The following is a 24,453-nucleotide window of genomic DNA, read 5'->3' as shown; positions in this document are numbered from 1 at the left end:
GGGATGGGATTATCGCTTGTTATACGGATTTCTGCCGCCCGGTTCATTCCCGCCGTGGCAGAATCGAGCCATTCCGTACTGGTCCGGTCCATGTCTGCACCCCGCTCGTCGTCCGCCAAGTCGTTCACTGTGCATATCCCGCGCAACGCCCTGAAGATCGCCGGCATCGCCTTCGGCGTGGGCGTACTGCTGTTCGTGCTGGTCTGGCTGACCGGCCGCGACAAGGAGTTCTTCCGCGCCGATCCGGCTGCCCAGACCCCGCAGGAAACCGCCCAGATCGAGCCCCTGCCGGAACCACTGGCCGCTGCCGCCGGTTCCAGCGACATGCCCGATGCCAAGCCGGCACCGGTGGAGGAAGAAGCGCCGAAGCTGGTGGAAACGGCCCCGCCGCCGCCCGCGCCCGTGGCTGAAGCGGCCCCGGCTGCACCGGGCCCTGCGCCGGCGGCCACCGGCAACAGCCAGCCGATGCCGATTGCCGGACAGTCGCCGCCACCGTCCTATCCCGCCGCCGCCCTGCGCGCCGGTGAAACCGGTACGGTGGTGGTACGCGTGGACGTGGACGCCACCGGCTATCCGAACAACGCCACGGTGATCCAGCGCAGCGGTTCACGCGAGCTCGACCGTGCCGCCACCGACGCTGTGCGCCGCTGGCGCTTCACTCCGGCGCAGAGCAACGGCCAGGCCGTACCCGGCAGCATTGAAGTGCCGTTCGACTTCAAGACGCAGTAACTGAACACTTCCCGGCAGGCAAACTGAACCCTGCCGGTGGCGTTGACGCAACGCTGACACTTCCCGTCCGTGGCTCGGGCAACACTGCCCACGTCGTCCATTGACGGAAGGAGTTTGCGATGACCGCCACCACCCATGAAGACCTTCATTCGCCGCAGCTGCCGCAGGATTCAAGCGCGCAGCACAAGCCCACGTCGCTCTGGATGTGGATCGCGCTGATCGTGGCGATGTTTGCCGGCGCCCTGCTCTGGCTGCGTCATTCGAACCAGGAAGACGTGGCACCGGCGCCGGTCGGTGAGCGCATGCTGCCGGCCCCTGAGCAGCCCGCGGTGACGGATGCAGCGGCCCCTGCCGCGCGCCAGGCAACCCCGGCTACTGCTTCGCGGAAGGCCGCGCCGGTAGTGCGCAATCGTGAAGCCCGCCCGCTGGCCAGCAACCGCATGCCCACCTACCCCGCCGCCGCGCTGCGTAGCGGCGTGCAGGGCAGCGTGATCGCCAGCCTCAATGTCGATACCCGCGGCAATGTCGCTAGCGCTGCGATCGTCTCGCGCAGCGGCGAGCGCAGTCGCGATCTGGATCGTGCGGTGCTCAATACCGTGCAGAACTGGAAGTTCCAGCCGGCGGTGCATGACGGCCGCGCAGTAGCAAGCGTAGTGCGAGTCCCGGTGGATTTCCGTACCGAGCAGCGTTGATCGCGGACGAGGGGTTCGTGATGTTTAGACGGAGGCTTCGGCCTCCGTCCTTTTATGCGGGAAAGCGTGCCAACCAAGGTTGGCACCTACCGGGAGATGTGAGCGTGCAACCAAGGTCGGCACCCACCGGGCAATGCGATCCGCCGGGCATGACCCGACGGATGCAGTGACGATCAGATCAGGTTGAATCCGGCGCTGCGGGCTAGACCGTCGAAGTCCGGGAAGGACGTGGCGACATTGGCGATGTCGTTGATGCGCACTTCGCCGTCACTGATCTGGCCGGCAATGGCGAACGCCATGGCGATGCGGTGGTCGCCGTGGCTTTCGATGGTGCCGCTGCCCAGGCGCACGCCACCATGCAGGGTGGCACCGTCGTCGGTTTCGTCCACCTGCATGCCCAGCGCGCGCAGGCCGGTGGCCATCGCTGCGAGACGATCGGATTCCTTCACCCGCAGCTCGGCGGCGCCGGTCACCACGGTCTGGCCTTCTGCAGCAGCTGCCGCCACGAACAGCGCCGGGAACTCGTCGATCATGTCCGGCACCAGTTCTTCCGGAATGCGTGCACCCTTCAGCGGGGCATAGCGCGCCACCAGGTCCGCCACCGGTTCACCGCCCTGCTCGGCCGGATTCTCTTCAGTGATGTCGGCACCCATCAGGCGCAGCGCGTGCAACAGACCGGTGCGGCGCGGGTTCAGGCCGACCTGTTTCAGGCGCAGCTCGGAGCCCGGAATGATGCTGGCAGCCACCAGATAGAACGCCGCAGACGAGAAGTCGGCCGGCACCACGATATCCGTGGCACGAAGGCGTTGGCCGCCGCGCAGGCGCGCCTTGCCCGGCGAGAATTCGATGTCCACGCCGAACGCGGACAGCATGCGTTCGGTGTAGTCGCGGGTCGGGTGCGGCTCGACAACGCTGGTTTCGCCCTGTGCGTACAGGCCTGCCAGCAACACCGCCGACTTGATCTGCGCGCTGGCCACCGGCGAGGCGAAGTCGATGCCATGCAGCGTCTGGCCGCCATGCACGTGCAGCGGCGGCGTGCCGTCATCCTGGGTGTCGATCTTCGCGCCCATCTGCGACAGCGGGCCGGTGACGCGGCGCATCGGTCGGCCCGACAGCGACTCGTCGCCGATCAGCGTGCAGTCGAACGCCTGGCCCGCCAGCAGGCCGGCCAGCAGGCGCATGCCGGTACCGGCGTTGCCGCAGTCCAGCGGCGCATCCGGCGCCTTCAGGCCGTCGATGCCGACGCCGTGCACGATGCGCTGCGACGGGCTGGGGGTTTCGATGCGCACGCCCAGCTGGCTGAAGATGCGCGCGGTAGCGCGGGTGTCTTCGCCTTCCAGGAAGCCTTCGATATGCGAGGTGCCATCGGCCAGCGCGGCGAACATCACCGAGCGGTGCGAGACCGATTTGTCGCCGGGAATGGTCAGGCTGCCCTGCAGCGGCTGGCCCTTGCGGGCGATCCAGTGTTGCGCGTTGCTCATCGTTCGATCATTCCGTAAACACCGGCAGCGCCGGCGATGCATCAGGGAGCGGCGGCCATGGCCGCCGCAGCAGCACTCAGGGCACGGCCACCGGATAGGAGCCCAGCACCTTGATCTGCGCCGAGTGCGCTTCCAGTTCGGCCAGTGCGGCCTGCATCGGCGCGTCGTCGATGTGGCCGGCCAGGTCGATGAAGAAGCCGTACTCCCACTTGCCGTGGTGCGACGGCCGCGACTCGATGCGGTTCATGCTGATGCCGTGGCGGGCGAACGGGCTGAGCACGTCGAACAGCGCACCGGGCTTGTCATGGATGAACACCAGCACCGAGGTGCGGTCGTGGCCGGAGGTCGGGAAGATGTTGCGGCCCACCACCAGGAAGCGGGTGGTGTTGTCGGCATCGTTCTGGATCGGCTTGGTGACCACCTTCTTCAGGCCGTAAACGTGGCCGGCGCTCTCGCCACCGATGGCCGCTGCGTCATCGGCGTTGCGCGCACGGCGCGCACCTTCGGCGTTGCTGGATACCGGAATCTTCTCGGCCTTCGGCAGGTTGGCGCGCAGCCACGCCGAGGTCTGCATGAACGACTGCGGGTGTGCGTAGATGCGCTCGATGTCCTCGATGCGGCCGCTGCGCGACATCAGGTACTGCTGCACGCGCAGTTCCACTTCGCCACAGATCTTCAGGTTGGAGGTCAGGAACATGTCCAGGGTGATCTGGATGGTGCCCTGCCCCGAATTTTCCACCGGCACCACACCGAAATCGGCGTTGCCCGCTTCCACTTCCTGGAACACTTCCTCGATGCTGGCCATCGGCAGGCCCAGCGCGGAGCGGCCGAAATGCTTGAGCACCGCCTGCTGGCTGAAGGTGCCTTCCGGGCCGAGGTAGCCGATCTTCAGCGGCTCCTGCTGCGCCAGGCAGGCCGACATGATCTCGCGGTAGACGTGCACCAGCAGCTCATCGCTGAGCGGGCCTTCATTGCGATCGACCACCATGCGCAGCACCTGCGCTTCGCGCTCGGGGCGGTAGTAGTCGACGGCAGCGGCCAGCTTGCCCTTGGCCTTGCCGACCTGGTGGGCGAAACGGGCGCGCTCGGCGATCAGGCTCTGGATGTCGCGGTCGATCTGGTCGATCTTCGAACGCACATCGGCCAGCGCCAGCGGCGCCAGGGTGGGCGCCGGGTTCGACGCAGCCTTGGACGTGCTCTTGCCCTTGGCCTTGGTGGAGGCGCTGTCCTTGGCCGGTTCGGCCTTCTTCGGCGCCTTCTTGCTGGATTTGCTGCTTGCCATCGGAATTCCCTGTTGCGGGGCACGCACCCGACGGTGCGCGCCGTTCATTGCTCAACCGTGACGCTGCTGGAAATCGGCCATGAAGGCGACCAGCGCCTCGGCCCCGGCCAGCGGCATGGCGTTGTACAGCGAAGCCCGGATGCCGCCGACCACCTTGTGACCCTTCAGCGCCAGCAGGCCAGCGGCCTTGGCTTCGGCGACGAAGCGGGCGTCGAGTTCGGCATCGGGCAGGAAGAACGGAATGTTCATGCGCGAACGGGCCGCATGTGCGACTTCATTGCGGTAGAAGCCGCCGGAGCCGTCGATGACGCCGTACACCAGCGCGGCCTTGGCGGCGTTGCGCTTGGCGAACTCGGTCACGCCGCCCTCGGCCAGCATCCACTTGAACACCAGGCCGGCCAGATACCAGTTCCAGGTCGGCGGGGTGTTGAGCATCGAATCGCGGGCGACGTGCGAGCGGTAATCGAAGATGTCCGCGCGCGGCTGGCCACTGCGCTCGAGCAGGTCGCGGCGGATGATCATCACCGCGATGCCGACCGGGCCCAGGTTCTTCTGCGCGCCGGCGTAGATCACGCCATAGCGGCGCACATCCAGCGGTTCGCTGGCGATGGACGAGCTGAAGTCGGCGATCAGCGGGACGTTGCCGGTATCGGGCACATCACGGAATTCGACGCCGTGGATGGTCTCGTTGGCGGTGATGTGCACGTAGGCGGCATCGCGCGACAGCTGCCAGTCGGCACGCGCCGGCAGCTCGCGGTAGCCGTGGGCCTCGCTGCTGGCGGCGATGTTGACGTCGACGTAGACCCCGGCCTGCTTGACCGCGGTCCTGCCCCAGTGACCACTGACCACGTAGTCGGCACGCTGGCCGGGGCTGGCGAAGTTGAGCGGGATCAGCGCCTGCTGGGTGGTGGCGCCACCGGACAGGAACAGCACCGCATAGTCGTCGGGGATGTCGAGCAGGCGACGCAGGTCGGCCTCGGCTTCGGCAGCCACGGACATGAATTCCGCGCCGCGATGGCTCATTTCCACGATCGAAGCGCCGGACCCGTGCCAGTCCAGCATTTCCGCCTGCGCCTGGCGCAGGACCGATTCCGGCAAGGTCGCAGGGCCGGCACTGAAGTTGAACGCGCGCGTCATGTCACACCTGTGGGGCAAGACCCCTAGTATGCCGCAGTGCACCAGCCTTGCGGCCTTGTGGCGCAAGGGAAATTTGGTTTCATTGGAATCCATTGGCGACGCGACCGGGTAGTGCCGGCCGCTGGCCGGCAACCTCATGGATTCAGGGCGGCGGTTGCCGGCCAGCGGCCGGCACTACCGTCACCGCGCGACCGTCAGCGCGCGCCGAACCAGAGCAGCAGGCTGAGCACTGCCGCCAGCAACAAGGCGCTGGCCAGCAGCCACGGCCAGCGCCGGACCCTGCGCGGCGTCACCGGCAGCACCGGCGCCTGTTCCGCGTCCTCGCCGGACTCGTCCTCGGCCGGCAACGGCCGCCGACGTGGATCATGCGGCACTTCCAGCACAAAACGATGCTGGCCATCGAACACCACCTGGTCGCCGGCCTGCAGCCAGCAGTGGCGCACGGCTACGCCGTTGACCCGGGTGCCGTCGGCACTGCCGAGGTCGCGCAGCAGCACACGATCACCGTGCACTTCCACGCGGGCGTGCTGTTCGGCGAAGGCCGGATCGTCGATGGCGATGTCGGCGTCGCTGCCGCGGCCGATCAACCGTGCCCGCGACAGCGTATAGCTGCGGCCATGATGCAGGCCGCCGACACCGCGCAGCAGGCGCTGCTGCTCATCGGTGCCATCGTCGTTCTTCGGCGCGGGTGCCTGCAGCAGGCTCTCGACCTCGCCCTGCAGCACCATCTCCACGCCGTCCACATAGACCGCATCGCCTGCACGCAGCAGCGCCATGCGGCGCACCGGCCGACCATTCACGTGGATGCCACGGATACCGTTGCCGACCTGCAGCCACAGGCCGCGATCGTCCATGCAGAACTGCGCCAGCAGCAGGGCGCCGTGGCCGGCGTCGCCGAGCCGCACGCTGCCGTTGGCCTGGCGCACGATGCGTTGCACCCCGGGCCGCAGCGGCTGGTCGGGCTGTTGTTGTTGACTGAAGTGAACAAGCAGGTTCTGCACGCGGCGCAGCCTAGCAGGTTGGCCGCCAACGAAGAAGAACCTGCGATGAGTGCTTGGCGCGACGGCCCTCGATGCGCACAATGCTCGCCCTCATTGATCATCCCCGCCCTGCGCCAGGAGCCTGCATGTCCACCATCGATGTCCGCCACGCCCACGCCCTGCCCGACGCACAGGCACGCGCCGCGATCGAACAGGTCGCCGCCAAGCTGTCCGAGCGCTTCGGCCTGAAGTCGTCCTGGGCCGCCGACGTGCTGAACTTCTCTGGCAGCGGCGTGGACGGTGCGATCGAACTGCAGCCGGGCGCCGTGCGCGTGACCGCCAAGCTGGGCTTCCTGCTGTCGGCGATGAAGGGCATGGTCGAGGGCGAGATCCAGCGCGTCCTGAAGGAAAAGCTGGGCTGAACCCCGGCGGCGGCCGTCACGGCCGTGCAACGCCAGTGCGCGCTACTCTCGGGGCAGGCCCAACTCCCACGGGAAGTGCGATGAACCAGTACGAAAACGATGACCGCCGCAACGACGACGCCTCGTTCGGTGACCAGGCCGAGCGCTTCTCGCGCAAGCTGAGTGACTCGGCGCAGCAGGTCTGGCTGGCCGGCCTGGGCGCTCTTGGCCGTGCACAGGCCGAAGGCAGCCGCTTCTTCGACGGCCTGGTGAAGGAAGGCGAAGCCTGGGAGGCCCGCCGCCGTGAACGCCACGGCGAACAGGGTCCGGGCTGGCGCGACAACGTGGAATCCTCGCTGGATGAGGCCCGCGAGAAGGCCTCTGGCACCTGGAACAAGGTCGAAAAGGCCTTCGATGACCAGGTGCAGGGCGTGCTCAAGCGCCTGCATGTCCCAACTGCGGACGAGGTGACCGCGCTGGAAGCCCGTATCGACGCCCTGCACGCGCGGCTGGCCAAGCTGGAAAACCGTGCGGCCTCGGGCGCCGATGCTCCCGCCCCGGGCAGCCATCAGTCGCCAGGCAGCGTGCCCTGACCGGCCATTGTTGCAATGCAATAAAATTTGATTGACAATCGCGAGCAACCCGCCAATCGCTTCGGCTGCCGTTTGTTCCCTCCCCTCACGGCTTCAGGATTGGCGGGTTTTTCGTGCTCGCCGTATGCCGATCTGAGCGTTCCATCACGCTTCCTGTCAGGAACGTCCTGACCCAGCCGGATAGTACGACCTTTACACTGTCGTCTTCCGCATTCGCCCCTTCCGCGCACCTCCTGCATGCTCCCTTGGATCCTGGCCCTGCTGTCGGCCCTGCTTACCTGTTCCCTGGCTGTTGTCTATCTGTGGTGGATCAAGCGGCGGCAGAAGGAGATGCAACTCGGCCTGCAAGCGCTGGCCGGCATGCACTGGCGCGAGTTCTCGGTACTGGTCAAGCGCATGCTGCGCGAACAGCGCGGCCTGCGTGAACTGAATGACCCGGCGGAGGAGTCCCGCGAGCCAAGCAGCGACTTCCTGCTCAGCGATGGCCCCAACCAGTGGCTGGTGTCCTGCAAGCATGGCCTTGCCTACCGTATCGGCACCGCCGCAGTAAACGAGCTGGGGGCTGCTGCGCGCCTGGCCGGCGCCAAGGGCGGCGTGCTGCTGACCGAAGGCCGGATGGAACGCGACGGGCGCAGCGCTGCCGAGAAGCAGGCGGTAGAAGTACTGGACGGTCCGCGCCTATGGCCGCTGCTCCAGCCCTACCTGCCGGCGGAAATCGAAACCCGTGTGCGTGCCAGCGCCCGCCATGAAGCCCTGCGCCGGATCGCCATTGCCGCGCTCGGCGCGGTCACGCTGGGCCTGCTGGTGGGATTGAGCCTGCAAGGCTTGCATGTGCAGGACACCGCGCCTGTTGCCGAGGTGGCGGACACCCCCGCGCCGGTTGCACCTGCGGTTGAAGCGGCGCCCGAACCGGCGCCGGCCCCCGCCACCACGCCGCCGGCCGCTGCGCCTGCACCGGCCGCGCCCTCAGCCGACGCGCGCAGCAACCCCAACCCGGATGCCGCCACCCTGGAGCGCTTCCAGGCCGATCTGTCCCGCGCCTTGGCCGGCAAGCCCGGCATCGCCAGCGGTGTCTGGCTGACCCGGCAGACACTGGCGATCAACCGCACCGGCGAGCTGGAAAAGGTCTGGCCGCAGGTCTGTGAGGAAGTGCTGCACTATCCCGCCCTGCGCAACGTGCGCATCCAGCTCAATGCCCGCCCCGGTGTGGATGAGCCGGTGCGCTGGCGGCAGTGCGCCACGTATTGATTGGGACCAGCATCCACGCATGGCGTGGATCTACTGAATCCCGATGCGCGCCCCCTTGGTAGATCCACGCCACGCGTGGATGCCTTTGCAGAGTTGAGCCACGCGCGAACAGCAGCCGAGCATCGGCTCGGCTCCACATGGCGACTGCTCAGCCCAATGCCGCGAGATGGGCGATGTAACTGGAGCGCGATTCACCCGCCGCTCTGGCCTGCGCATCCAGCCTCGCCAGGATCCGGCGTGGCAGGCTGATATTGACCCGCTCGATGGTGTCGTCCAGCAGAGCCGGATCAATGCAGATGTATGCAAGAATCCAACGGATGTCCTTGGATGCCTCGGCGGCGATCTTCTGTGGCGCGGAAGGTGTCGGAATCGAACGCCCCTCATCCAGGGCCGCATCAATCCAGGCGAGTGCAGCTTCCTCGGCAGCGCTGAGCGCATCATCAAGCGTATCGGCCGCCGAGAAGCACCCCGGCAGATCTGGAACGACCACACCCCACGCGGTGCGCTCATCGCCTGCCTCGATCAGGACTGGATATCGCATGGGCCCTCCTACGTCAGTCCTGCGGGCTTCCGCAACGCCTGCACCAGCCCTTCCCCAGGTCCTTCCTTGGGTGAGGAACGGTGATGATGTGAGGGTGCTGCGGGTGCACGAATACATGATGGGATCCGCGGATCCGACGACAGATCCAACCTGCCGCTTCCAGATCCCGGATGAGGTCCCTGCTCTTCATGCAGGGACGATACACATCGCACACACGCCCCGACAGAGTTCAAGGCGACAGTCGTTCCGGCCCAGTAGATCCACGCCATGCGTGGATGGAATCCCTATCGCGCGCCCGGCGCGAAGCGCGCCACCAGGTCCCAGGCATCCCCCAGGAACACCTGGCGCACGCGGGTGATCGGCTGTTCGCCACGCCAGGTCAGGCGTTCGATCACCAGGCAGGCGGTACCCGGCTTCACCTCCAGCAGCTTGGCGGTGGCGGTATCTGCCCCCCAGGCACTGATGCGGTGCTGGGCACGGGTCCACGACACGTTCTGCAGCAGCCAGCTGCCCGGTGCGGTAGTGCTGAAGTCGACCTCCAGTACCTCCGGCACCCCCACCGGGCTGATCAGGCGGTGCTCCAGCGCCAGCGGGCGACCATCGGCCAGATGCAGGCAGCGCATCGCCAGCAGGTTTTCCTGACCGGCCAGCTCGACTTCACCGGCATTGCCGGCATCGGCAAGGCGCAGGTCGCGCTGCAGCAGGCGATAGGCGTACTGGTGGCCGCGCGAGCCAACCTCCATCGCGATATCGGGGATCTCCAGCGCCACCTGCTCCAGGTGCGGGGGTTGCCGCGCCACGAACGAACCGGCACGGCGGCGACGCTCGATCATGCCGCTCTCGGCCAACGCGGTCAGCACCTTGTTCACCGTCATCCGCGAGCAGCCGTACTGCTCCATCAGCTCGTGTTCGTACGGAATCCGAAAGCCCGGCGCCCACTCTCCACTGAGGATGCGGCTTTCCAGATCGCTGCGGATACGCTGGTTGAGCGTGGCGGACTTGCTGACCTTCACGTAATGGGGTCTCGGTGGCGGGAGGCGATCAGCCCAGCACGCCACGCAGGGCGGCGGTAAAGGCGGTGGTGATCGCCTCGCGCTGCAGGTGGCGGCCCTCGGCCACGCATTGGCGGCCATGGCGCCAGACCGATCGCAGCGCGCCATTACGTGCGGCGAACACCCAGCTGTCAAGCCATGCGTCATCCTGTCGCGCCTGCAGCGCCGGGTGCCCGGCATCCAGTTCGACCAGGTCGGCACTGGCGCCGACCTGCAGGCCAGCGGGCACGCCCAGCGCCTGTGCACCACCGTGCAGTGCGCCTTCGAACAGGAAGCGGCCGGTACTGCGGGTGGCATCCGGGGCCAGCACGTTGCGACCGCGCAGGGTCAGGCGCTGGCCGTATTCGAGCAGGCGCAGTTCTTCGGCCGCATCAATCAGCACATTGGAATCGGAGCCGACACCGAAGCGCCCGCCCTCGCGCGCGAACGCCTGCATCGGGAACAGGCCGTCACCCAGGTTGGCTTCGGTGATCGGGCACAGGCCGGCCACGGCCTGGCTGGCCACGATGGCGACGCGCTCATCGTCGGTGATGTGGGTGGCGTGCACCAGGCACCAGCGCGCATCCACCGGTGCATGGTCGTACAGCCACTGCACCGGACGCTGGCCGCTCCAGGCCAGGCAGGCCTCGACTTCACGCACCTGCTCGGCGATATGGATGTGCACCGGGCCGTCGGTCAGCGGCAGCAACGCACTCAATTCCTCGCCGGTGACTGCACGCAGGCTGTGCGGCGCGATGCCGAGCACCGCATCCGGCAGCGCGGCCAGTGCCGGCTTGGCGGCGTCCAGCAACTGCGCGAAACCGTTCACGTCGTGGATCAGGCGCCGCTGCGCTGGATTCGGCGCCGCCCCGCCGAAATCGGCATGCGCATAGAACACCGGCAGCAGGGTCAGGCCGATGCCGGTCTGCTCGGCGGCGGCAGCAATCCGTGCACTCATCTCGGCGCGGTTGGCATAGGCGCGACCATCGGCGTCGTGGTGCAGGTAATGGAATTCGCCGACGCGGGTGAAGCCGCTTTCCAGCATTTCCATGTAGGCCTGGGCGGCGATGGCCTGCACCGCGTCCGGGCGCAGATGGGCCAGGAAGCGGTACATCAGCTCACGCCAGCTCCAGAAGCTGTCACCGTCGCCGCCGCCGATCTCGGTCAGCCCAGCCATGCCGCGCTGGAAGGCGTGGCTGTGCAGGTTGGGCAGGCCCGGCACCAGGATGTCGACGCGGGTGTCGCCGTGCTGGGCGCCCTGCCCCATGTGGATCGCCGTGATGCGGCCGTCCTGCACCTGCAGGCGGACATCGCGGGCCCAGCCGTCGGCCAGAAGGGCGTGGGCGGCATGGAAACAGAGCGGGGAACGCGAATCGGACATGGCTGGACAACCCGAAATGGACGCCTATATTGTATAGACATATAAGCACAGCCGCGTTGTGGATGCCATGCACGTCGATACCTTCTGGTCCAACGTCCACCTGATGACCCTCGATGGCGAGGGGCTGGGTGTCATCCGCGATGGCGTACTGGCCTGCGCTGGCGGCCGCATCGTCCATGTTGGCCCGGCCGGCAGCGACGCCCACCTGCAGCCGACCACCCGCATCGATGGCGAAGGCCGCTGGATCTCGCCCGGCCTGATCGACTGCCACACCCACCTGGTCTACGCCGGCAACCGCGCCAACGAATTCGAGCAGCGCCTGCAGGGCGTCAGCTATGCCGAGATCGCCCGTGCCGGCGGCGGCATCGTCTCCACCGTGCGCGCCACCCGTGCTGCCACCCCGGAACAGCTGGCCAGCGAAAGCCGGCCGCGCCTGCTGGCGATGCGTGCCGAAGGCGTGACCACGATCGAGATCAAGTCCGGCTACGGCCTGACCCTGCCCGACGAACGCAAGCAGCTGCAGGTAGCGCGTGCGCTGGGCGAGGAGTGCCGGGTCAACGTGGTGACCACATTCCTCGGCGCACACGCGATTCCGCCAGGCCGCGAGGCGCAGGAATACACCGACGAGGTGTGCAACGTGATGATTCCGGCCATCGCCGCCGAAGGCCTGGCCGAAGCGGTGGACGTATTCTGCGAGAACATCGCCTTCTCGCCGGCGCAGGCGCGGCAGGTCTTCGAAGCGGCGCGCGCCAACGGGCTGGCGGTGAAGATTCATGCCGAGCAGCTGAGCAACCAGCATGGCGCCGAACTGGCCGCCAGCTTCGGTGCCCTCTCGGCCGACCATATCGAACATCTGGACGATGCCGGCATCGCCGCGATGGCCGCCGCCGGCACCGTCGCCGTGCTGTTGCCCGGTGCCTTCTATTTCACCCGCGATACCACCCTGCCGCCGATCGCTGCGCTGCGTGCGGCCGGCGTGCCGCTGGCGCTGGCCACCGACAGCAATCCGGGCACTTCGCCGCTGGCCAGCCCGCTGCTGGCGATGAACATGGGCGCCACCCTGTTCCGCCTGACCGTCGATGAGTGCATCGCCGGCTTCACCCGTGAAGCGGCGCGCGCGCTCGGACGCAGCGATCGCATCGGCCGCCTCGCCGTGGGCCTGGACTGCGACCTGGCGATCTGGGACATCGATGGCCCCGCCGACCTGGTCTATCGCATTGGATTCAACCCGCTGCACGCGCGCGTGGTGCGCGGACAGCCCGACCTGCCTGCCTCCTGGAGCAACACATGAGCAACACCCTGGTTCTTCGCCCCGGCCGTGTCACTCTCGCCCAGTGGCGGCAGGTCTATCGCGGTGCGCCGCTTGCACTGGACCCGGCCGCGCTGCCGGTGGTGCGCGCCAGTGCGGCGGCGGTGGCCGCCATCGTCGCCAAGGGCGCGCCGGTGTATGGCATCAATACCGGCTTCGGCAAGCTGGCCAGCGTGCGCATCGAGCGCGAAGATCTAGCCACCCTGCAGCGGAACATCGTGCTCTCGCATGCCGCTGGCGTGGGCGAGCCGATGCCGGCCAGCGTGGTGCGCCTGATGATGGCGCTGAAGCTGGTCAGCCTGGCGCAGGGGGCTTCGGGCATTCGCGAGGAAACCCTGCTACTGCTGGAAGCGATGCTGGTCAAGGGCGTGCTGCCGGTGGTGCCCGCACAGGGTTCGGTGGGTGCCTCGGGCGATCTGGCGCCGCTCTCGCACCTGGCCAGCGTGATGCTGGGCGTAGGCGAAGCCTTCATCGGCGGCGAACGCCTGCCGGCGGCCGATGCACTGGCACGTGCCGGCCTGCAGCCGATCGAACTGGGCGCGAAGGAAGGCCTGGCGCTGCTCAACGGCACCCAGTTCTCCACCGCCTATGCGCTGGCGGGCCTGTTCGAGATCGAGACCGTGTTCCAGGCCGCACTGGTCACCGGCGCGCTGTCAGTGGAAGCTGCCAAGGGTTCCGACACGCCCTTCGACCCGCGCATACACGCGATCCGCGGCCAGCGCGGGCAGATCGCCACCGCCGCCACCCTGCGCGCGCTGATGCAGGGCTCGGACATCCGCGAGTCGCATCGCGACAACGACGTGCGCGTGCAGGACCCGTACTGCCTGCGCTGCCAGCCGCAGGTGATGGGCGCGGCGCTGGACATCCTGCGCCAGGCCGCGACCACGCTGGAAATTGAAGCCAACGGCGTGTCCGACAATCCGCTGGTGTTCACCGACACCGGCGAAGCGCTGTCCGGTGGCAACTTCCACGCCGAGCCGGTGGCCTTCGCCGCCGACATGCTGGCGATGGCGGTGTGCGAGATCGGTTCGATCAGCGAGCGCCGCCTGGCGATGCTGGTGGACCCGGCCCTGTCCGGCCTGCCGGCGTTCCTGACCCCGCGCCCGGGCCTGAATTCCGGCTTCATGATTCCGCAGGTGACCGCCGCCGCGCTGGTCTCGGAAAACAAGCAGCGCGCCTACCCGGCCAGCGTTGATTCGATTCCGACCTCGGCCAACCAGGAAGACCATGTGTCGATGGCCGCGCATGGCGCGCGCCGGCTGATGCAGATGGCCGAGAACGCCGCCAACGTGATCGGCATCGAGCTGCTGGCCGCCGCGCAGGGCTGTGATTTCCATGCGCCGCTGCGCTCCAGCGCCGCGCTGGAAACGGTGCGCGCCACCCTGCGTGCGCAGGTGCCGACGCTGGAAGAAGACCGCTATTTCCACCCCGACATGGTGACCGCCACGAATCTTGTGCGCAGTGGCGCGCTGGCGCAGGGCCTGGGCGATCTGTTGCCGACTGTGGAACCGCAGGCATGACGACCCTTCCTGAATGGTTGACGGTGCACGAGGGCGATGCCCCCCTCATCGTCAGCTTCCCGCATACCGGCAGCGAGCTGCCGCACGACCTGATCGGCGACTACCACTCGCCGTGGCTGGCCCGCCGCGATGCCGACTGGTGGGTGCACGAGCTGTACGACTTCGTGCGCGGCATGGGCGCGACCACGGTGCGCTCGGCGATCTCGCGTTCGGTGATCGACCTCAACCGCGATCCCAGCGGCGTGTCGCTGTACCCGGGCCAGAACACCACCGGCCTGTGTCCGCTGACCACCTTCGACAACCAGCCGCTGTACCACGCCGGGCGCGAACCGGACGAAGCAGAAATCGCCCGTCGTCGCGACACGTATTTCCTGTCTTACCACGATGCGCTGGCTTCGCAGATCACGCGCCTGCGTGCACGCCACGGCACCGTGGTGGTGTACGACGCGCACTCGATCCGCTCGCATATCCCGCACCTGTTCGAGGGCGAACTGCCGCAGTTCAACCTGGGGACTGCCGGTCCGTCCGGCGCACCGGACACCTCCTGCGACAACGCCCTGAGCGACGTGGTGGAAAACCTGCTGAAGATCAGCGGCATGAGCCAGGTGCGCAACGGCCGCTTCAAGGGCGGCTGGATCACCCGCCACTACAGCAACATCGCCGGCGGCGTGCACAGCCTGCAGATGGAACTTGCCTGCCGCGGCTACATGCACGAACCCCTGCCGGACCAGGTGGACGAACACAGCTGGCCCACCCCGCTCGACCCCGACCTCGCCGCACCACTGCGCCACACCCTGGCGCAGGTGCTCAACGCCTGCCTTGAATTCGCTACGAACCGGAGCGCCGCATGACCCGCAACGACCCGTCCCGCACCATCGCCGCGCCGACCGGCACCACGCTGAACGCCAAGAGCTGGCTGACCGAAGCACCGCTGCGCATGCTGATGAACAACCTGCACCCGGACGTGGCCGAGCGCCCGCAGGAACTGGTGGTGTATGGCGGCATCGGTCGCGCCGCACGCGACTGGGAGAGCTTCGACGCCATCGTCGAAACGCTCAAGCGCCTGGACGATGACCAGACCCTGCTCGTGCAGTCCGGCAAGCCGGTGGGCGTGTTCCGCACCCACGCCGATGCACCGCGCGTGCTGATCGCCAATTCCAACCTGGTGCCGCGCTGGGCCAACTGGGACCACTTCAACGAGCTGGATAAGAAGGGCCTGGCCATGTACGGCCAGATGACCGCCGGCAGCTGGATCTACATCGGTGCGCAGGGCATCGTGCAGGGCACCTACGAGACCTTCGTGGAAATGGGGCGCCAGCATTTCGGCGGCGACCTGACCGGGAAGTGGCTGTTCACCGGTGGCCTCGGCGGCATGGGTGGTGCACAGCCGCTGGCTGCCGTGATGGCCGGTGCCTCCTGCCTGGCCGTCGAGTGCCGCAAGAGCAGCATCGACATGCGCCTGCGCACCGGATACCTGGATACCTGGACCGACAACCTGGACGAAGCGCTGCGCCTGATCGACGAGTCGTGCAAGGCCGGCACGCCGAAATCGGTGGGCCTGCTCGGCAACGTTGCCGACGTGCTGGCCGAACTGCTCAAGCGCGGCGTGAAGCCGGACCTGCTGACCGACCAGACCTCCGCGCACGACCCGGTGAACGGCTACCTGCCGCAGGGCTGGACGGTCGAGCAGTGGGACGAGAAGCGCGTTTCCGCCCCCAAGGAAGTGGAGAAGGCCGCGCGCGCATCGATGGCCAACCACATCCGCGCCATGCTCGGCTTCCATGCGCTGGGCGTGCCCACCGTGGATTACGGCAACAACCTGCGGCAGATGGCGCTGGAAGAAGGCGTGGCCAATGCCTTCGATTTCCCGGGTTTCGTGCCGGCCTACATCCGCCCGTTGTTCTGCCGCGGCATCGGCCCGTTCCGCTGGGCCGCACTGAGCGGCGACCCGGAAGACATCGCCAAGACCGATGCCAAGGTGAAGGAACTGATTCCGGACAACCCGCACCTGCACCGCTGGCTGGACATGGCCGCCGAGAAGATCAAGTTCCAGGGCCTGCCGGCGCGCATCTGCTGGGTCGGCCTGGGTGATCGTGATCGACTTGGCCTGGCGTTCAACGAGATGGTCGCCAACGGCGAACTGAAGGCGCCGGTGGTGATCGGTCGCGACCACCTGGACAGTGGCAGCGTCGCCTCGCCGAACCGCGAAACCGAAGCGATGGCCGACGGCTCCGATGCGGTATCCGACTGGCCGCTGCTGAACGCCCTGCTCAACACCGCCAGCGGCGCGACCTGGGTGTCGCTGCACCACGGCGGTGGCGTCGGCATGGGCTTCTCGCAGCACGCCGGCATGGTGATCGTCTGCGACGGCACCGAGGCCGCGGCCAAGCGGATTGGCCGCGTGCTGTGGAACGACCCGGCCACCGGCGTGATGCGCCATGCTGATGCGGGGTATGACATCGCGATCAACTGCGCGAAGGAAAAGGGACTGGATCTGCCGGGAATTCTCGGCTGATCGCAGGGGTGCCGGCCAGCGGCCGGCACTACCGGAAACGTATGGTAGTGCCGGCCGCTGGCCGGCTCTCCCTGATGCGGGAATCGGTGCCCTTGACCCGCTCTTCCGACGTGACCAACATGCGCCATCACCGCTGATGGATCACCGCGATGTACCGCACCCTGGCCGTTGCATTGCTCTGCACGCTGTTTGCGATCCCACCCGTTTCGGCGCTTGAAACTGCCGGCGATCTTTCCAAGCAGCTCAGCACCCAGCTGCAGACCAACCGCGAGCGCTACGGCATCGCCGGCCAGGCGGTACTGGTCGCCCACAACGGCCAGGTGCTGTACCAGGGCGCCAGCGGTGAACGTGATCCCGCTGCCCATGCGCCTGCCACTGTCGATACGATCTTCGCCGCCCAGTCGATGGCCAAGCTGCTGACCAGCACGCTGGTGATGCAATTGGTCGACCAGGGCAAGGTGGATCTGGATGCACCGGCCAGCCGCTATGTGCCGGACCTGCCTGCAGCATGGCAGGCAATCCACGTGCGCGATTTCCTCAACCACAGCTCGGGTATCGGCGAGTACTACGATCGTGTCGACAACCGTTGGGTCAGCAAGGGCTACCCTGGTGTAGCCCCTGTCCTTGGCGCTGCACTGAAGGTAGCCGGCGCGACACCGATGCAGTTCGCCACCGGCAGCCGCGTGCAGTACACCCAGGCCAACTACCTGGTGCTGACCGCCTTGCTGGAAGCGCATTACCGCAAGCCTTACCCAGCCATCGCGCACGAACGCATCCTGCAGCCACTGAAGATGGCCAGCACCTCGTGGGGCGTTACCCGCGTGCCAGCCACGCGCGCGGCGGTGCCTTACATCGGCAAGGATGGCCAACTGCAGCCGGCCAATGAAGATGCCTGGCCGGACTACGGCTGGGGCCATGCCGATCTGCAGACCACCGTGGGCGACATGAACCGTTTCCTGCAGGCGCTGGCGAGCGGCAAGCTGGTGCGCACGGCGACCCTGGAAAAGCTCTGGCAGCCGCAGAAGCTGGTCGGTGGCGGCAGCAATTTCTTCTCCACCGGTTGGGACACCACCCGAAGCGACGGCTACACCCAGGTAGGTCACGATGGTGGCACCCGTGTACGTGCGCGATTGGCCTACAAGGGCACGCTGGCCAACGGCTACTGGGTGTTCGTGTACCTGACCAACGGCAGCGCCCGCAATGTCTGGTCCAGCACGCTGGTGGAGAGCACGATGGCGGTGGTTGCGCCCGGGGAGTTTCCGCACGCTGTGCTGTCCGAGCGGCTGATCGGCTATGCGGTGGATGACAGCACCGATGCGAAACCGCGGATGCGTAGCTGGCTGCGCGACAGCAATGGCGTTCCCACCGATGAACTGGAACGTGCGATCAATGCCGATGGCTATGCCATCCGCGAGAGTCTGGGTGCCAGCAAGGCACTGAAAGTGTTCGCGCTCAACGCCGAGTTGTATCCGGATTCGGCCAACGCGTGGGACAGCCTGGCCGAGTTCCATGCGGCATTGGGCGATGCAGAGATTGCCAAGGCGCTGTACGCGAAGGCCAAGGCGCTGGCGAAGCCCTCGCCCTAAACCCTGCTGCAGAGCCGAGCCCATGCTCGGCTGCTCTTCGTTGCGATCTCAGGAGACCCGCGCTGCGCGCGATAGCCGAGCATGGACTCGGCTCTACATGGATGTTGCGGGCGGCCATACGCGAGCGATGGGTGACGTGACGCCGCCGACCTGTTAACTTGCGCGCCACTTTGGTGGTTTACAGCATTCCCGCATGTCGCTCTCGTCGTACCGCCCCACCCCCTCGCTGCTGTTCCTGGCCGTTTCCCTCGGCCTCTCTTCCACCGCCGCTGCCGCCCCACAGGCCACCACGCTGGATGCCGTGCAGGTCACCGCTGCCGCCGATGCCAGCGCGCAGGCGCGCGAGGCGCTGAAGCGCGTGCCCGGCGCCAGCAACCTGATCGACGTGGCCAGGGCCGGCAGCCGACTGTCCACCAGCGCCGATGTGCTGGCCTACCAGCCGGGTATCAGCGCGCAGTCGCCGGGTAATGAGGGCACCAAGATCTCGATCCGTGGCTCGGGCATCAACCGGGGCCCGGGCGCGCACGCCTCGGGTATTGCGGTGTCGATCGACGGCCTGCCACTGACCGGCCCGGGCGGCACGCCCTACGAGCTGCTGGAACCGCTGTGGCTGTCGCGCGTGGAAGTCCTGCGCGGCGCCAACGGCTTCGAGCGCGGGGCGCTGGCGCTGGGCGGTGCCATCGACTACGTCAGCCGCAGCGGTCGTGATTCGGCGGGCGTGCAGCTGCACTACGAAGCCGGCAGCCGTGGCTACCAGAAGCGCGGCATCAGCTGGGGCGGCGTCAGTGGTGATGTCGACTACTTCCTGGCCTACACCGATACCGAGTTCGACGGTTACCAGCGCCATTCGCGCGGCGACGGCAAGGGTGCGATGGCCAACATCGGCTGGCAGATCACGCCCGACCTGCAGACGCGCTTCTTCGTGCGCTATCGCGAAACCAACCACGAAACACCTGGGCGCCTGACCCGCGATCAGATCCGCAACGATCCGCGCGCCGCGAACGCGGCCAATCTGGCCATCGATGCGCGTCGCCCGCAGCCGGGCAGCACCTGGGTGGGCAACGTCACCACGCTGCAGATCGATGAAGACTCCTCGTTGCAGGCCGGACTGGTCTATCACAAGTACCCGATGGACTTGAACGAGAGCCTGTACCGGCAGCAGCTGGACTACGCCAACCTCAACGCCACGCTGGACTACCGCCGCCGCCACCGGCTGTTCGGCCTGGACAGCGAAACCACGGTCGGCCTGCGCGTCACCCACGATCTGGACGCCGATGTGCGCGAGTCGCTGCGCTTTGCCAGCAACGGCTATGCCGCCGGTACGCGCACGCGTGACTTCCGGCACCACGGCACCGACAGCACGCTGCACGTCGGCAATACCCTCACCTTCAATGACCGCCTGCGCATGCAGACCGGGCTGGCACTGATCAACACCCGTCGCGATGTGCAGGTGACCTGGCCGAGCAGCGGCGGCCGCCTGCGCGACCACGACTGGGACTATGCGCCGCGACTGGGCTTCACCTGGCAGCACAGCGCCCAGACCCAGTGGTTCGGCAACCTCAGCCGCTCGGTGGAGGCGCCGCACCCCTGGTCGATGATCTGGGGCTCGAACCAGTACTTCGGGCCAGGCAATGGCCCGTCCAGCGGCCGCCAGCGCGCGCCGGTGCCGATGCAGAACCAGACCGCCACCACGCTGGAACTGGGCGCGCGCGGTGACGCGGCGCTGGGCCGCTGGGAACTGACCGGCTACTACGCACACGTGAACCACGAACTGCTGAGCGTCGAACTGCAACCGGTGCCGAACCTGTTCATCGCCGAGAACAACGCCAGCCCCACCGTTCACCGCGGCATGGAGGCCGGATTGGACAGCACGCTGTGGCAGGCTGCACCGGGCCGCCTGTCGCTGCGCCAGGCGTATACCTTCAGCGATTTCCGCTATCGCCACGACGCGCGTTTCGGCAGCAACCGCCTGCCCGGCTTGCCGCGCCACGCCTACCAGGCCGAGCTGCGCTTCGATCATGCATCCGGCCTGTACGCCGCGCTCAATACCGAATACGCCTCGCGCATCGCCGTCGACTACGCCAACAGCTACTGGGCCGACAGCCACGTGATCTTCGGCAGCCGCATCGGCTACGACGCACCCGGTGGCCGCTGGCAGGCCTGGGCGGAGATGCGCAACCTCGGCAACCGCCACTACGCCGCCACGGTCACGCCGGGCTACGACGACGCAGGCAGGGATATTGCCCGCTCGACGCCGGGCGAAGGCCGTGGCATCTACGCTGGTGTGCGTTTGCGGTTTGACTGATGACCGCAGGCGGCGCCGGGTGTGATCCGGCGCCGTCGTTCCAGGATCAGCCGATACGCCAGGCTGGCAGGCGCTCGCTGCGCTTCCAGATGGAAGGTGCGAAACCAATCAACGCCAGCGCCGCCAGCCACTTCGGTGAGGTGTTGAGCAGTGTCGAGGTAAGCGAACCATCGACAGGGGCGGCCATTTCCTGCCACGGGTTGTAGCCCAGGTAGACGACGCTGCCAGCCCACCACAGCAATGCCACACCGACACCCACCAGCAACAGAGCCAGCGTGCGGCAGGTCCAGCGCTGCGAGGTGGTGCCCCACTCGCGGGACGCCGCTACCAGCAGGCCCACCACCAGCAGCGACACCAGTGCAACCAGCCCGATATCGACCTTGTGCCCGATACGCTCATAGCTGCAGGCGCGGCATCGCGCCTCTTCCGCGGCAGTGGCGGCTTCGGCCTGCCCGGCTGCGGGCTGCGCCAGTGCCGCAAACGGCATCAATACTGCCAGCAGCGTCACCATGATCCAACGAAACAACGTCCTGTTCCTGCGTGCAGCGACATCCATGCGCTCTTCCTCGTCAGTGGTTGTACGTCCAGGGCCGCAGTATGCGGCCGTCCCATACGCCGCCCAGACCCCGTTCCGGGGGTTCGGCCATCCAGCGTCCTTGTTCCCGATGCAGCACGACAAGCTCCCGGTAGACGAAATCGTCGGAACACGAATCCCAGGCGACCGCAATCATAGCCCACTGCCCATCGACGCTGAAAACAGGCCGGGTCAGATAGGCGACGTGGTCGTATGTCCGAGTCGGCCCATGCACCGTTGCCCCGCACCCTTGCTCCCGCAGCGCTCGAAGCCCCGCGCCGTCCATCCGCTGCGCACCGGCCAATGCGGCCGCAGGCACTGGCGTGGACCGGCGATTGACGGGAACCAGGTCCGCCTGCAGCTGCAACCGCAGCGCATGGATGTCCGGCGGCCACCAATCGTCCAGCGGCAGGACCAGGTCGTCCACCTCCTGGCAGATGGAGGCACTGCTGCCCGGCCAGCAATAGGGCAAGGTCTGCTCCATCACGTAGATGTCCTCCCCCACCGGGTCGGTCAACTGCGGCTGTTCCTGCGGGCGCCATTGATCAACGCGCGTGGACGGTGTCTGCGGTGCGCTGGGCACCTCGCTCAGCGACGATGGCAGAACTGGCGTTGGCTGCGGCACTGGCGGGGGTGGAGGGGGGAATGGGGGGCTCTGCCGGATCGCCAGCGCCATCGCCTCCGCCTGCATCTGCGCTGTTCCCAGGTTGATCGGTAGCCGACCGATCTCCTGCTGCCAACTCGGGCGCAGGCTGCAGATCCCGGCCATGAGCGCCAAGGCCGACAGCGCCGCCGCCAGCGATGCAATGCGTCGCCAGGCGATCCGTTGTTGGCAGTCACGGTTTGGCTTGAACGAGGTATCTATCATCACGACTCCGGCAACGCGGGCCACAGGCCCTGTCCAAAGCTCATATGGCGGACAGGCTCCACTCGAACACGCTCCCAGCCGCCCTTCCTGCGATGCAGAAGGTAGAGGACACGCATCGCCGTTCCTCCACTGCACAGATCCGAGGCGACCGATGCCATTGCCCAGTTCCCATCCAGGCTGAACACAGGACGCTGCAGATAGACAACGCCCAGATCCGGATTGCCCGGGCCACCCGTGCATCCCTCGATACCGCGCGCGCGCCGTTGCTGAAGCTCGTCCCACGTCATCCGTTGCGCCCGCACGTGTGCAAGCTCGAACGCGAGACCGGGTACCCGTGAAGCCCGGCGGTTCGCAACCTGCAGCATCGACTCCAGATGCTGCTGCAGTTGAAAGGACGCCGCACTGTCATCATCGCGCCACTCGACGACGCTGTGACGAACCTGGCAGACCGGGGCGGGATATCCTTCACCGCAGGAAGGCGCAGTCCATTCCATCACAGCGAATGGAATGTCGGGCTCCCAGCCGCGCGGCTCGAAGTGTGCTGGCGCGACGTCTTCCAACCGCACCGCTGCGGTCGCGAACCCACTGTTACCGGCCAGCATCGGGGAGGAGACTCCCTTCATTGGAGTCGGTGGAACCGGCGGCTTTCCTGGCGGTGTCGGTCGCAGGTCGATGAGCTCTGCCATCACTTCGGCCTGCATACGTGCCGTTCCCAGATTGATCGGAGGCGGGCCGACTTCCCGCCGCCACTGCGGGCGCACGCTGGCCATCACCGCTACGACCGCAACCATCGATAGAACGACCGTTGTGGCCAGGACGCGTTTCCGTGCAATGCGCTGTCGCATGAAGCTCCTGGAAAAAGTGAAGCACAGAGGAAATCGCCCGGAATTGCAGTACTACCCAGCCAGCACTACCGCAATCGGGTAGCGCAGCGGCATTGCATCGACAGCGGCCGCCCACCGCAGACCCGAGGCATGGAAAACGGTGGCGCCGGTCAACGCGACGATCATGGCCACCGCGTGCGCGGCCAGCCGCACGCACGACTTCACTGCCGCGGCTCCTGGGCAACTTCAATGCACTGATGGAAAAATGGCGCGAGTTCTTCATGCCGCCGCCAGCGGGCGCGTGGCATTGCGGCCAGGGACCTCAGAAACCTGATACTGCATGCGGACATCCTTGCCGGGCACGCGTAGGCGGTGGTGGACGGATTCTAGCGCGATGGGGCCGTGGGTCCATCACCCACAGGCCGCACTGGCGCCGGCCTTGTACCCGCGCGCCGACGGCTGGATTATGATTTTCCACCAGAAGAGCTATGCGCCACGGCATGCACGCCTCCCAGTTCACCCGCGCCACCGCGCTCGTGATGTTCGTTCCAATGATTGGCCTCGCCGGTTGGGGTTCGTGGTTTGGTAGCCGCTGCTTCAGCGATGGCTGCCTCGGCGTCCTGGTGGCATGGCTTGCCGCCGTAGCCACCTTTGCGGTGCAGGCGTTGCTGGTGCTCCCGACGCATGCCTGGGCCCTCAAGCGGCAGGGATCCCCCGCCTCCCGCAGCTACCTGCGTTGGCTTGGCGCGTCGGCCATCGCTGCCTTCCTGCCCATCGTGCTCGGCTGGGGCTACCTGATGATCTTCCGATGACCTGCTGCACGTCCTCCGCACACGTATAGCCGGATCAAGGAGGCGCGGCGGCCTTCAGCAACTGCGCGGCCACCTGGTCGAACGGGGCGATGTCCTGCAGTGCGCGGCACATCGCCACGGCGCCTTCCACGCTGGCGATCACCAGGCTGGCCAGTCCATCCGCCGCCGCAGGTTCGTGGCCGTCGGCAATGAAGGCTGCGGCCAGATGCCCCTGCCAGCGCACGAACACCTCTGCGGCGGCCACGCGCGGTTGGCTGGTAACCGCCTCGACCGGCTCTTCGACGGCAGCGGCCAGCACCGGACAACCCGCGCGGAACCCGGACCGCAGCAGGCGCTCGCGCCACATCGCCAGAAACTGCTGCAGGCCCTGCACGGCCCCGCCCTTCAACAACTCAACGAGGAGCGCCTCCACCTTGTCACCAGCCATGTGGGTGGCGCGCGCCAGCAGCTCCTGCTTGCCGCCGGGAAAGTGGTGATAGGTGGAACCCAGCGGCGCCTCGGCCAGCTTGGTCACCTCACGGATGCTGGTGGCATTGAGACCCACGCGCGCCAGCATCTGTGCCGCAGCATCAATCACGCGTTGTGGCGCATCAGAGGGGCGCGGGCTCACGGCAGGCTCCTTGCCAGGACAGTCGTCATAAATT

At 67.2% G+C, this 24,453-nt stretch carries 25 protein-coding genes; 12 read left to right on the top strand and 13 right to left on the bottom strand.

The window, feature by feature from the left end:
- The first annotated feature begins 90 nt into the window (after positions 1 to 90).
- Together AC5P9N_RS03780 and AC5P9N_RS03775 are read left to right on the top strand one after the other, a co-directional pair.
- Entirely contained in the window at positions 91 to 729 is a 639-nt protein-coding gene (locus AC5P9N_RS03780) for an energy transducer TonB (protein WP_005410179.1), read from the top strand.
- A 119-nt stretch (positions 730 to 848) separates the two neighbouring features.
- Complete coding sequence (locus tag AC5P9N_RS03775; RefSeq protein WP_060380783.1) at positions 849 to 1,421, top strand: energy transducer TonB; 573 nt, start codon at positions 849 to 851, stop codon at positions 1,419 to 1,421.
- A 173-nt stretch (positions 1,422 to 1,594) separates the two neighbouring features.
- On the opposite strand, the gene aroA is transcribed toward AC5P9N_RS03775, so the two are convergent.
- The 4 genes from aroA to AC5P9N_RS03755 all read right to left on the bottom strand — a co-directional run bounded on the left by aroA (position 1,595) and on the right by AC5P9N_RS03755 (position 6,322).
- Positions 1,595 to 2,902: a 3-phosphoshikimate 1-carboxyvinyltransferase gene (gene aroA, locus AC5P9N_RS03770; protein ID WP_060380784.1), complete on the bottom strand. Its 1,308-nt coding sequence runs from the start codon at positions 2,900 to 2,902 to the stop codon at positions 1,595 to 1,597.
- A 76-nt stretch (positions 2,903 to 2,978) separates the two neighbouring features.
- Positions 2,979 to 4,184 carry a prephenate dehydratase gene (pheA, locus tag AC5P9N_RS03765; protein WP_005410182.1) on the bottom strand — a complete coding sequence of 402 codons (1,206 nt, stop codon included), beginning with the start codon at positions 4,182 to 4,184 and terminating at the stop codon, positions 2,979 to 2,981.
- A 51-nt stretch (positions 4,185 to 4,235) separates the two neighbouring features.
- Positions 4,236 to 5,321, bottom strand: a complete 1,086-nt coding sequence (gene serC, locus AC5P9N_RS03760) for a 3-phosphoserine/phosphohydroxythreonine transaminase (RefSeq protein WP_005413868.1) — start codon at positions 5,319 to 5,321, stop codon at positions 4,236 to 4,238.
- Between the two features lie 194 nt (positions 5,322 to 5,515).
- On the bottom strand, positions 5,516 to 6,322 hold the full coding sequence (locus tag AC5P9N_RS03755) for an FHA domain-containing protein (protein WP_005410184.1): 807 nt from the start codon (positions 6,320 to 6,322) through the stop codon (positions 5,516 to 5,518).
- 125 nt (positions 6,323 to 6,447) lie between these two features.
- Between AC5P9N_RS03755 and AC5P9N_RS03750 the strand changes: the two genes are divergently transcribed.
- From AC5P9N_RS03750 to AC5P9N_RS03740, 3 genes are all read left to right on the top strand, one after another.
- A complete protein-coding gene (locus AC5P9N_RS03750) occupies positions 6,448 to 6,723 on the top strand; it encodes a polyhydroxyalkanoic acid system family protein (protein WP_005410185.1) in 276 nt (91 codons plus the stop codon).
- Between the two features lie 80 nt (positions 6,724 to 6,803).
- Positions 6,804 to 7,295 carry a phasin family protein gene (locus AC5P9N_RS03745; RefSeq protein WP_024956383.1) on the top strand — a complete coding sequence of 164 codons (492 nt, stop codon included), beginning with the start codon at positions 6,804 to 6,806 and terminating at the stop codon, positions 7,293 to 7,295.
- Between the two features lie 237 nt (positions 7,296 to 7,532).
- Entirely contained in the window at positions 7,533 to 8,543 is a 1,011-nt protein-coding gene (locus AC5P9N_RS03740) for a restriction endonuclease (protein WP_099484031.1), read from the top strand.
- A gap of 148 nt (positions 8,544 to 8,691) precedes the next feature.
- Here the strand turns inward: AC5P9N_RS03740 and AC5P9N_RS03735 are convergent, their stop codons facing one another.
- The 4 genes from AC5P9N_RS03735 to AC5P9N_RS03720 form a co-directional block, all read right to left on the bottom strand.
- Positions 8,692 to 9,084, bottom strand: coding sequence for a type II toxin-antitoxin system HicB family antitoxin (locus tag AC5P9N_RS03735; protein ID WP_005410188.1), 393 nt, complete (start codon positions 9,082 to 9,084; stop codon positions 8,692 to 8,694).
- A gap of 13 nt (positions 9,085 to 9,097) precedes the next feature.
- Positions 9,098 to 9,274: a type II toxin-antitoxin system HicA family toxin gene (locus tag AC5P9N_RS03730; RefSeq protein ID WP_229298679.1), complete on the bottom strand. Its 177-nt coding sequence runs from the start codon at positions 9,272 to 9,274 to the stop codon at positions 9,098 to 9,100.
- 94 nt (positions 9,275 to 9,368) lie between these two features.
- Complete coding sequence (hutC, locus tag AC5P9N_RS03725) at positions 9,369 to 10,097, bottom strand: histidine utilization transcriptional repressor HutC (protein ID WP_005413872.1); 729 nt, start codon at positions 10,095 to 10,097, stop codon at positions 9,369 to 9,371.
- 28 nt (positions 10,098 to 10,125) lie between these two features.
- Entirely contained in the window at positions 10,126 to 11,496 is a 1,371-nt protein-coding gene (locus tag AC5P9N_RS03720) for a formimidoylglutamate deiminase (RefSeq protein WP_005413873.1), read from the bottom strand.
- Between the two features lie 67 nt (positions 11,497 to 11,563).
- Here AC5P9N_RS03720 and hutI point away from each other — a divergent pair, with 67 nt between their 5' ends.
- The 6 genes from hutI to AC5P9N_RS03690 all read left to right on the top strand — a co-directional run bounded on the left by hutI (position 11,564) and on the right by AC5P9N_RS03690 (position 20,731).
- Positions 11,564 to 12,787: an imidazolonepropionase gene (gene hutI / locus AC5P9N_RS03715; protein ID WP_099484045.1), complete on the top strand. Its 1,224-nt coding sequence runs from the start codon at positions 11,564 to 11,566 to the stop codon at positions 12,785 to 12,787.
- On the top strand, positions 12,784 to 14,325 hold the full coding sequence (gene hutH / locus AC5P9N_RS03710) for a histidine ammonia-lyase (protein WP_099484030.1): 1,542 nt from the start codon (positions 12,784 to 12,786) through the stop codon (positions 14,323 to 14,325). Before hutI ends, hutH begins: the two co-directional genes overlap by 4 nt.
- Complete coding sequence (hutG, locus tag AC5P9N_RS03705) at positions 14,322 to 15,176, top strand: N-formylglutamate deformylase (RefSeq protein WP_495223812.1); 855 nt, start codon at positions 14,322 to 14,324, stop codon at positions 15,174 to 15,176. The genes hutH and hutG overlap by 4 nt, the downstream gene beginning before the upstream one ends.
- On the top strand, positions 15,173 to 16,840 hold the full coding sequence (hutU, locus tag AC5P9N_RS03700) for a urocanate hydratase (protein WP_099484028.1): 1,668 nt from the start codon (positions 15,173 to 15,175) through the stop codon (positions 16,838 to 16,840). Before hutG ends, hutU begins: the two co-directional genes overlap by 4 nt.
- Positions 16,841 to 16,989: 149 nt before the next feature.
- Entirely contained in the window at positions 16,990 to 18,426 is a 1,437-nt protein-coding gene (locus tag AC5P9N_RS03695) for a serine hydrolase domain-containing protein (protein ID WP_099484027.1), read from the top strand.
- A gap of 193 nt (positions 18,427 to 18,619) precedes the next feature.
- Positions 18,620 to 20,731 (top strand): TonB-dependent receptor family protein, encoded by a 2,112-nt coding sequence (locus AC5P9N_RS03690; protein ID WP_099484026.1) that lies wholly within the window; start codon positions 18,620 to 18,622, stop codon positions 20,729 to 20,731.
- 46 nt (positions 20,732 to 20,777) lie between these two features.
- Here AC5P9N_RS03690 and AC5P9N_RS03685 read toward each other — a convergent pair whose 3' ends face one another.
- Genes AC5P9N_RS03685 through AC5P9N_RS03670 form a run of 4 tightly spaced genes read right to left on the bottom strand, consistent with a single transcriptional unit; the run spans position 20,778 to position 23,222 of the window.
- Positions 20,778 to 21,287, bottom strand: a complete 510-nt coding sequence (locus tag AC5P9N_RS03685) for a hypothetical protein (RefSeq protein ID WP_049397605.1) — start codon at positions 21,285 to 21,287, stop codon at positions 20,778 to 20,780.
- 13 nt (positions 21,288 to 21,300) lie between these two features.
- Positions 21,301 to 22,173: a hypothetical protein gene (locus AC5P9N_RS03680; protein ID WP_099595469.1), complete on the bottom strand. Its 873-nt coding sequence runs from the start codon at positions 22,171 to 22,173 to the stop codon at positions 21,301 to 21,303.
- The gene (locus AC5P9N_RS03675; RefSeq protein ID WP_099484307.1) at positions 22,173 to 23,018 is read right to left on the bottom strand and encodes an energy transducer TonB; all 846 of its coding nucleotides are present in this window, start codon (positions 23,016 to 23,018) and stop codon (positions 22,173 to 22,175) included. Before AC5P9N_RS03675 ends, AC5P9N_RS03680 begins: the two co-directional genes overlap by 1 nt.
- 51 nt (positions 23,019 to 23,069) lie before the next feature.
- Positions 23,070 to 23,222, bottom strand: a complete 153-nt coding sequence (locus tag AC5P9N_RS03670; protein ID WP_154329548.1) for a hypothetical protein — start codon at positions 23,220 to 23,222, stop codon at positions 23,070 to 23,072.
- A gap of 275 nt (positions 23,223 to 23,497) precedes the next feature.
- Between AC5P9N_RS03670 and AC5P9N_RS03665 the strand changes: the two genes are divergently transcribed.
- Positions 23,498 to 23,809 (top strand): hypothetical protein, encoded by a 312-nt coding sequence (locus AC5P9N_RS03665; protein WP_241898939.1) that lies wholly within the window; start codon positions 23,498 to 23,500, stop codon positions 23,807 to 23,809.
- Positions 23,810 to 23,843: 34 nt separating this feature from the next.
- On the opposite strand, the gene AC5P9N_RS03660 is transcribed toward AC5P9N_RS03665, so the two are convergent.
- On the bottom strand, positions 23,844 to 24,419 hold the full coding sequence (locus AC5P9N_RS03660; protein ID WP_065183680.1) for a TetR/AcrR family transcriptional regulator: 576 nt from the start codon (positions 24,417 to 24,419) through the stop codon (positions 23,844 to 23,846).
- Positions 24,420 to 24,453 lie beyond the last annotated feature (34 nt).

This window comes from Stenotrophomonas sp. YJH_SMC_6, assembly GCF_059371335.1.
The sequence above is the reverse complement of the archived record's forward strand: the minus strand, read 5'-3'. Positions and strand labels throughout refer to the sequence as shown.

Excerpts from the sequence above, each read along its gene's own strand:
- AC5P9N_RS03680 (WP_099595469.1), bottom strand. The coding sequence starts at position 22,173 with ATGATAGATACCTCGTTCAAGCCAAACCGTGACTGCCAACAACGGATC.
- AC5P9N_RS03740 (WP_099484031.1), top strand. The coding sequence starts at position 7,533 with ATGCTCCCTTGGATCCTGGCCCTGCTGTCGGCCCTGCTTACCTGTTCC.
- pheA (WP_005410182.1), bottom strand. The coding sequence starts at position 4,184 with ATGGCAAGCAGCAAATCCAGCAAGAAGGCGCCGAAGAAGGCCGAACCG.
- hutG (WP_495223812.1), top strand. The coding sequence starts at position 14,322 with ATGACGACCCTTCCTGAATGGTTGACGGTGCACGAGGGCGATGCCCCC.
- AC5P9N_RS03775 (WP_060380783.1), top strand. The coding sequence starts at position 849 with ATGACCGCCACCACCCATGAAGACCTTCATTCGCCGCAGCTGCCGCAG.
- AC5P9N_RS03720 (WP_005413873.1), bottom strand. The coding sequence starts at position 11,496 with ATGTCCGATTCGCGTTCCCCGCTCTGTTTCCATGCCGCCCACGCCCTT.
- AC5P9N_RS03685 (WP_049397605.1), bottom strand. The coding sequence starts at position 21,287 with ATGGATGTCGCTGCACGCAGGAACAGGACGTTGTTTCGTTGGATCATG.
- AC5P9N_RS03735 (WP_005410188.1), bottom strand. The coding sequence starts at position 9,084 with ATGCGATATCCAGTCCTGATCGAGGCAGGCGATGAGCGCACCGCGTGG.
- AC5P9N_RS03690 (WP_099484026.1), top strand. The coding sequence starts at position 18,620 with ATGTCGCTCTCGTCGTACCGCCCCACCCCCTCGCTGCTGTTCCTGGCC.
- AC5P9N_RS03665 (WP_241898939.1), top strand. The coding sequence starts at position 23,498 with ATGCACGCCTCCCAGTTCACCCGCGCCACCGCGCTCGTGATGTTCGTT.
- serC (WP_005413868.1), bottom strand. The coding sequence starts at position 5,321 with ATGACGCGCGCGTTCAACTTCAGTGCCGGCCCTGCGACCTTGCCGGAA.
- AC5P9N_RS03675 (WP_099484307.1), bottom strand. The coding sequence starts at position 23,018 with ATGCGACAGCGCATTGCACGGAAACGCGTCCTGGCCACAACGGTCGTT.
- AC5P9N_RS03750 (WP_005410185.1), top strand. The coding sequence starts at position 6,448 with ATGTCCACCATCGATGTCCGCCACGCCCACGCCCTGCCCGACGCACAG.
- AC5P9N_RS03745 (WP_024956383.1), top strand. The coding sequence starts at position 6,804 with ATGAACCAGTACGAAAACGATGACCGCCGCAACGACGACGCCTCGTTC.
- AC5P9N_RS03780 (WP_005410179.1), top strand. The coding sequence starts at position 91 with ATGTCTGCACCCCGCTCGTCGTCCGCCAAGTCGTTCACTGTGCATATC.
- hutU (WP_099484028.1), top strand. The coding sequence starts at position 15,173 with ATGACCCGCAACGACCCGTCCCGCACCATCGCCGCGCCGACCGGCACC.
- AC5P9N_RS03695 (WP_099484027.1), top strand. The coding sequence starts at position 16,990 with ATGTACCGCACCCTGGCCGTTGCATTGCTCTGCACGCTGTTTGCGATC.
- hutH (WP_099484030.1), top strand. The coding sequence starts at position 12,784 with ATGAGCAACACCCTGGTTCTTCGCCCCGGCCGTGTCACTCTCGCCCAG.
- aroA (WP_060380784.1), bottom strand. The coding sequence starts at position 2,902 with ATGAGCAACGCGCAACACTGGATCGCCCGCAAGGGCCAGCCGCTGCAG.
- hutI (WP_099484045.1), top strand. The coding sequence starts at position 11,564 with ATGCACGTCGATACCTTCTGGTCCAACGTCCACCTGATGACCCTCGAT.
- AC5P9N_RS03730 (WP_229298679.1), bottom strand. The coding sequence starts at position 9,274 with ATGAAGAGCAGGGACCTCATCCGGGATCTGGAAGCGGCAGGTTGGATC.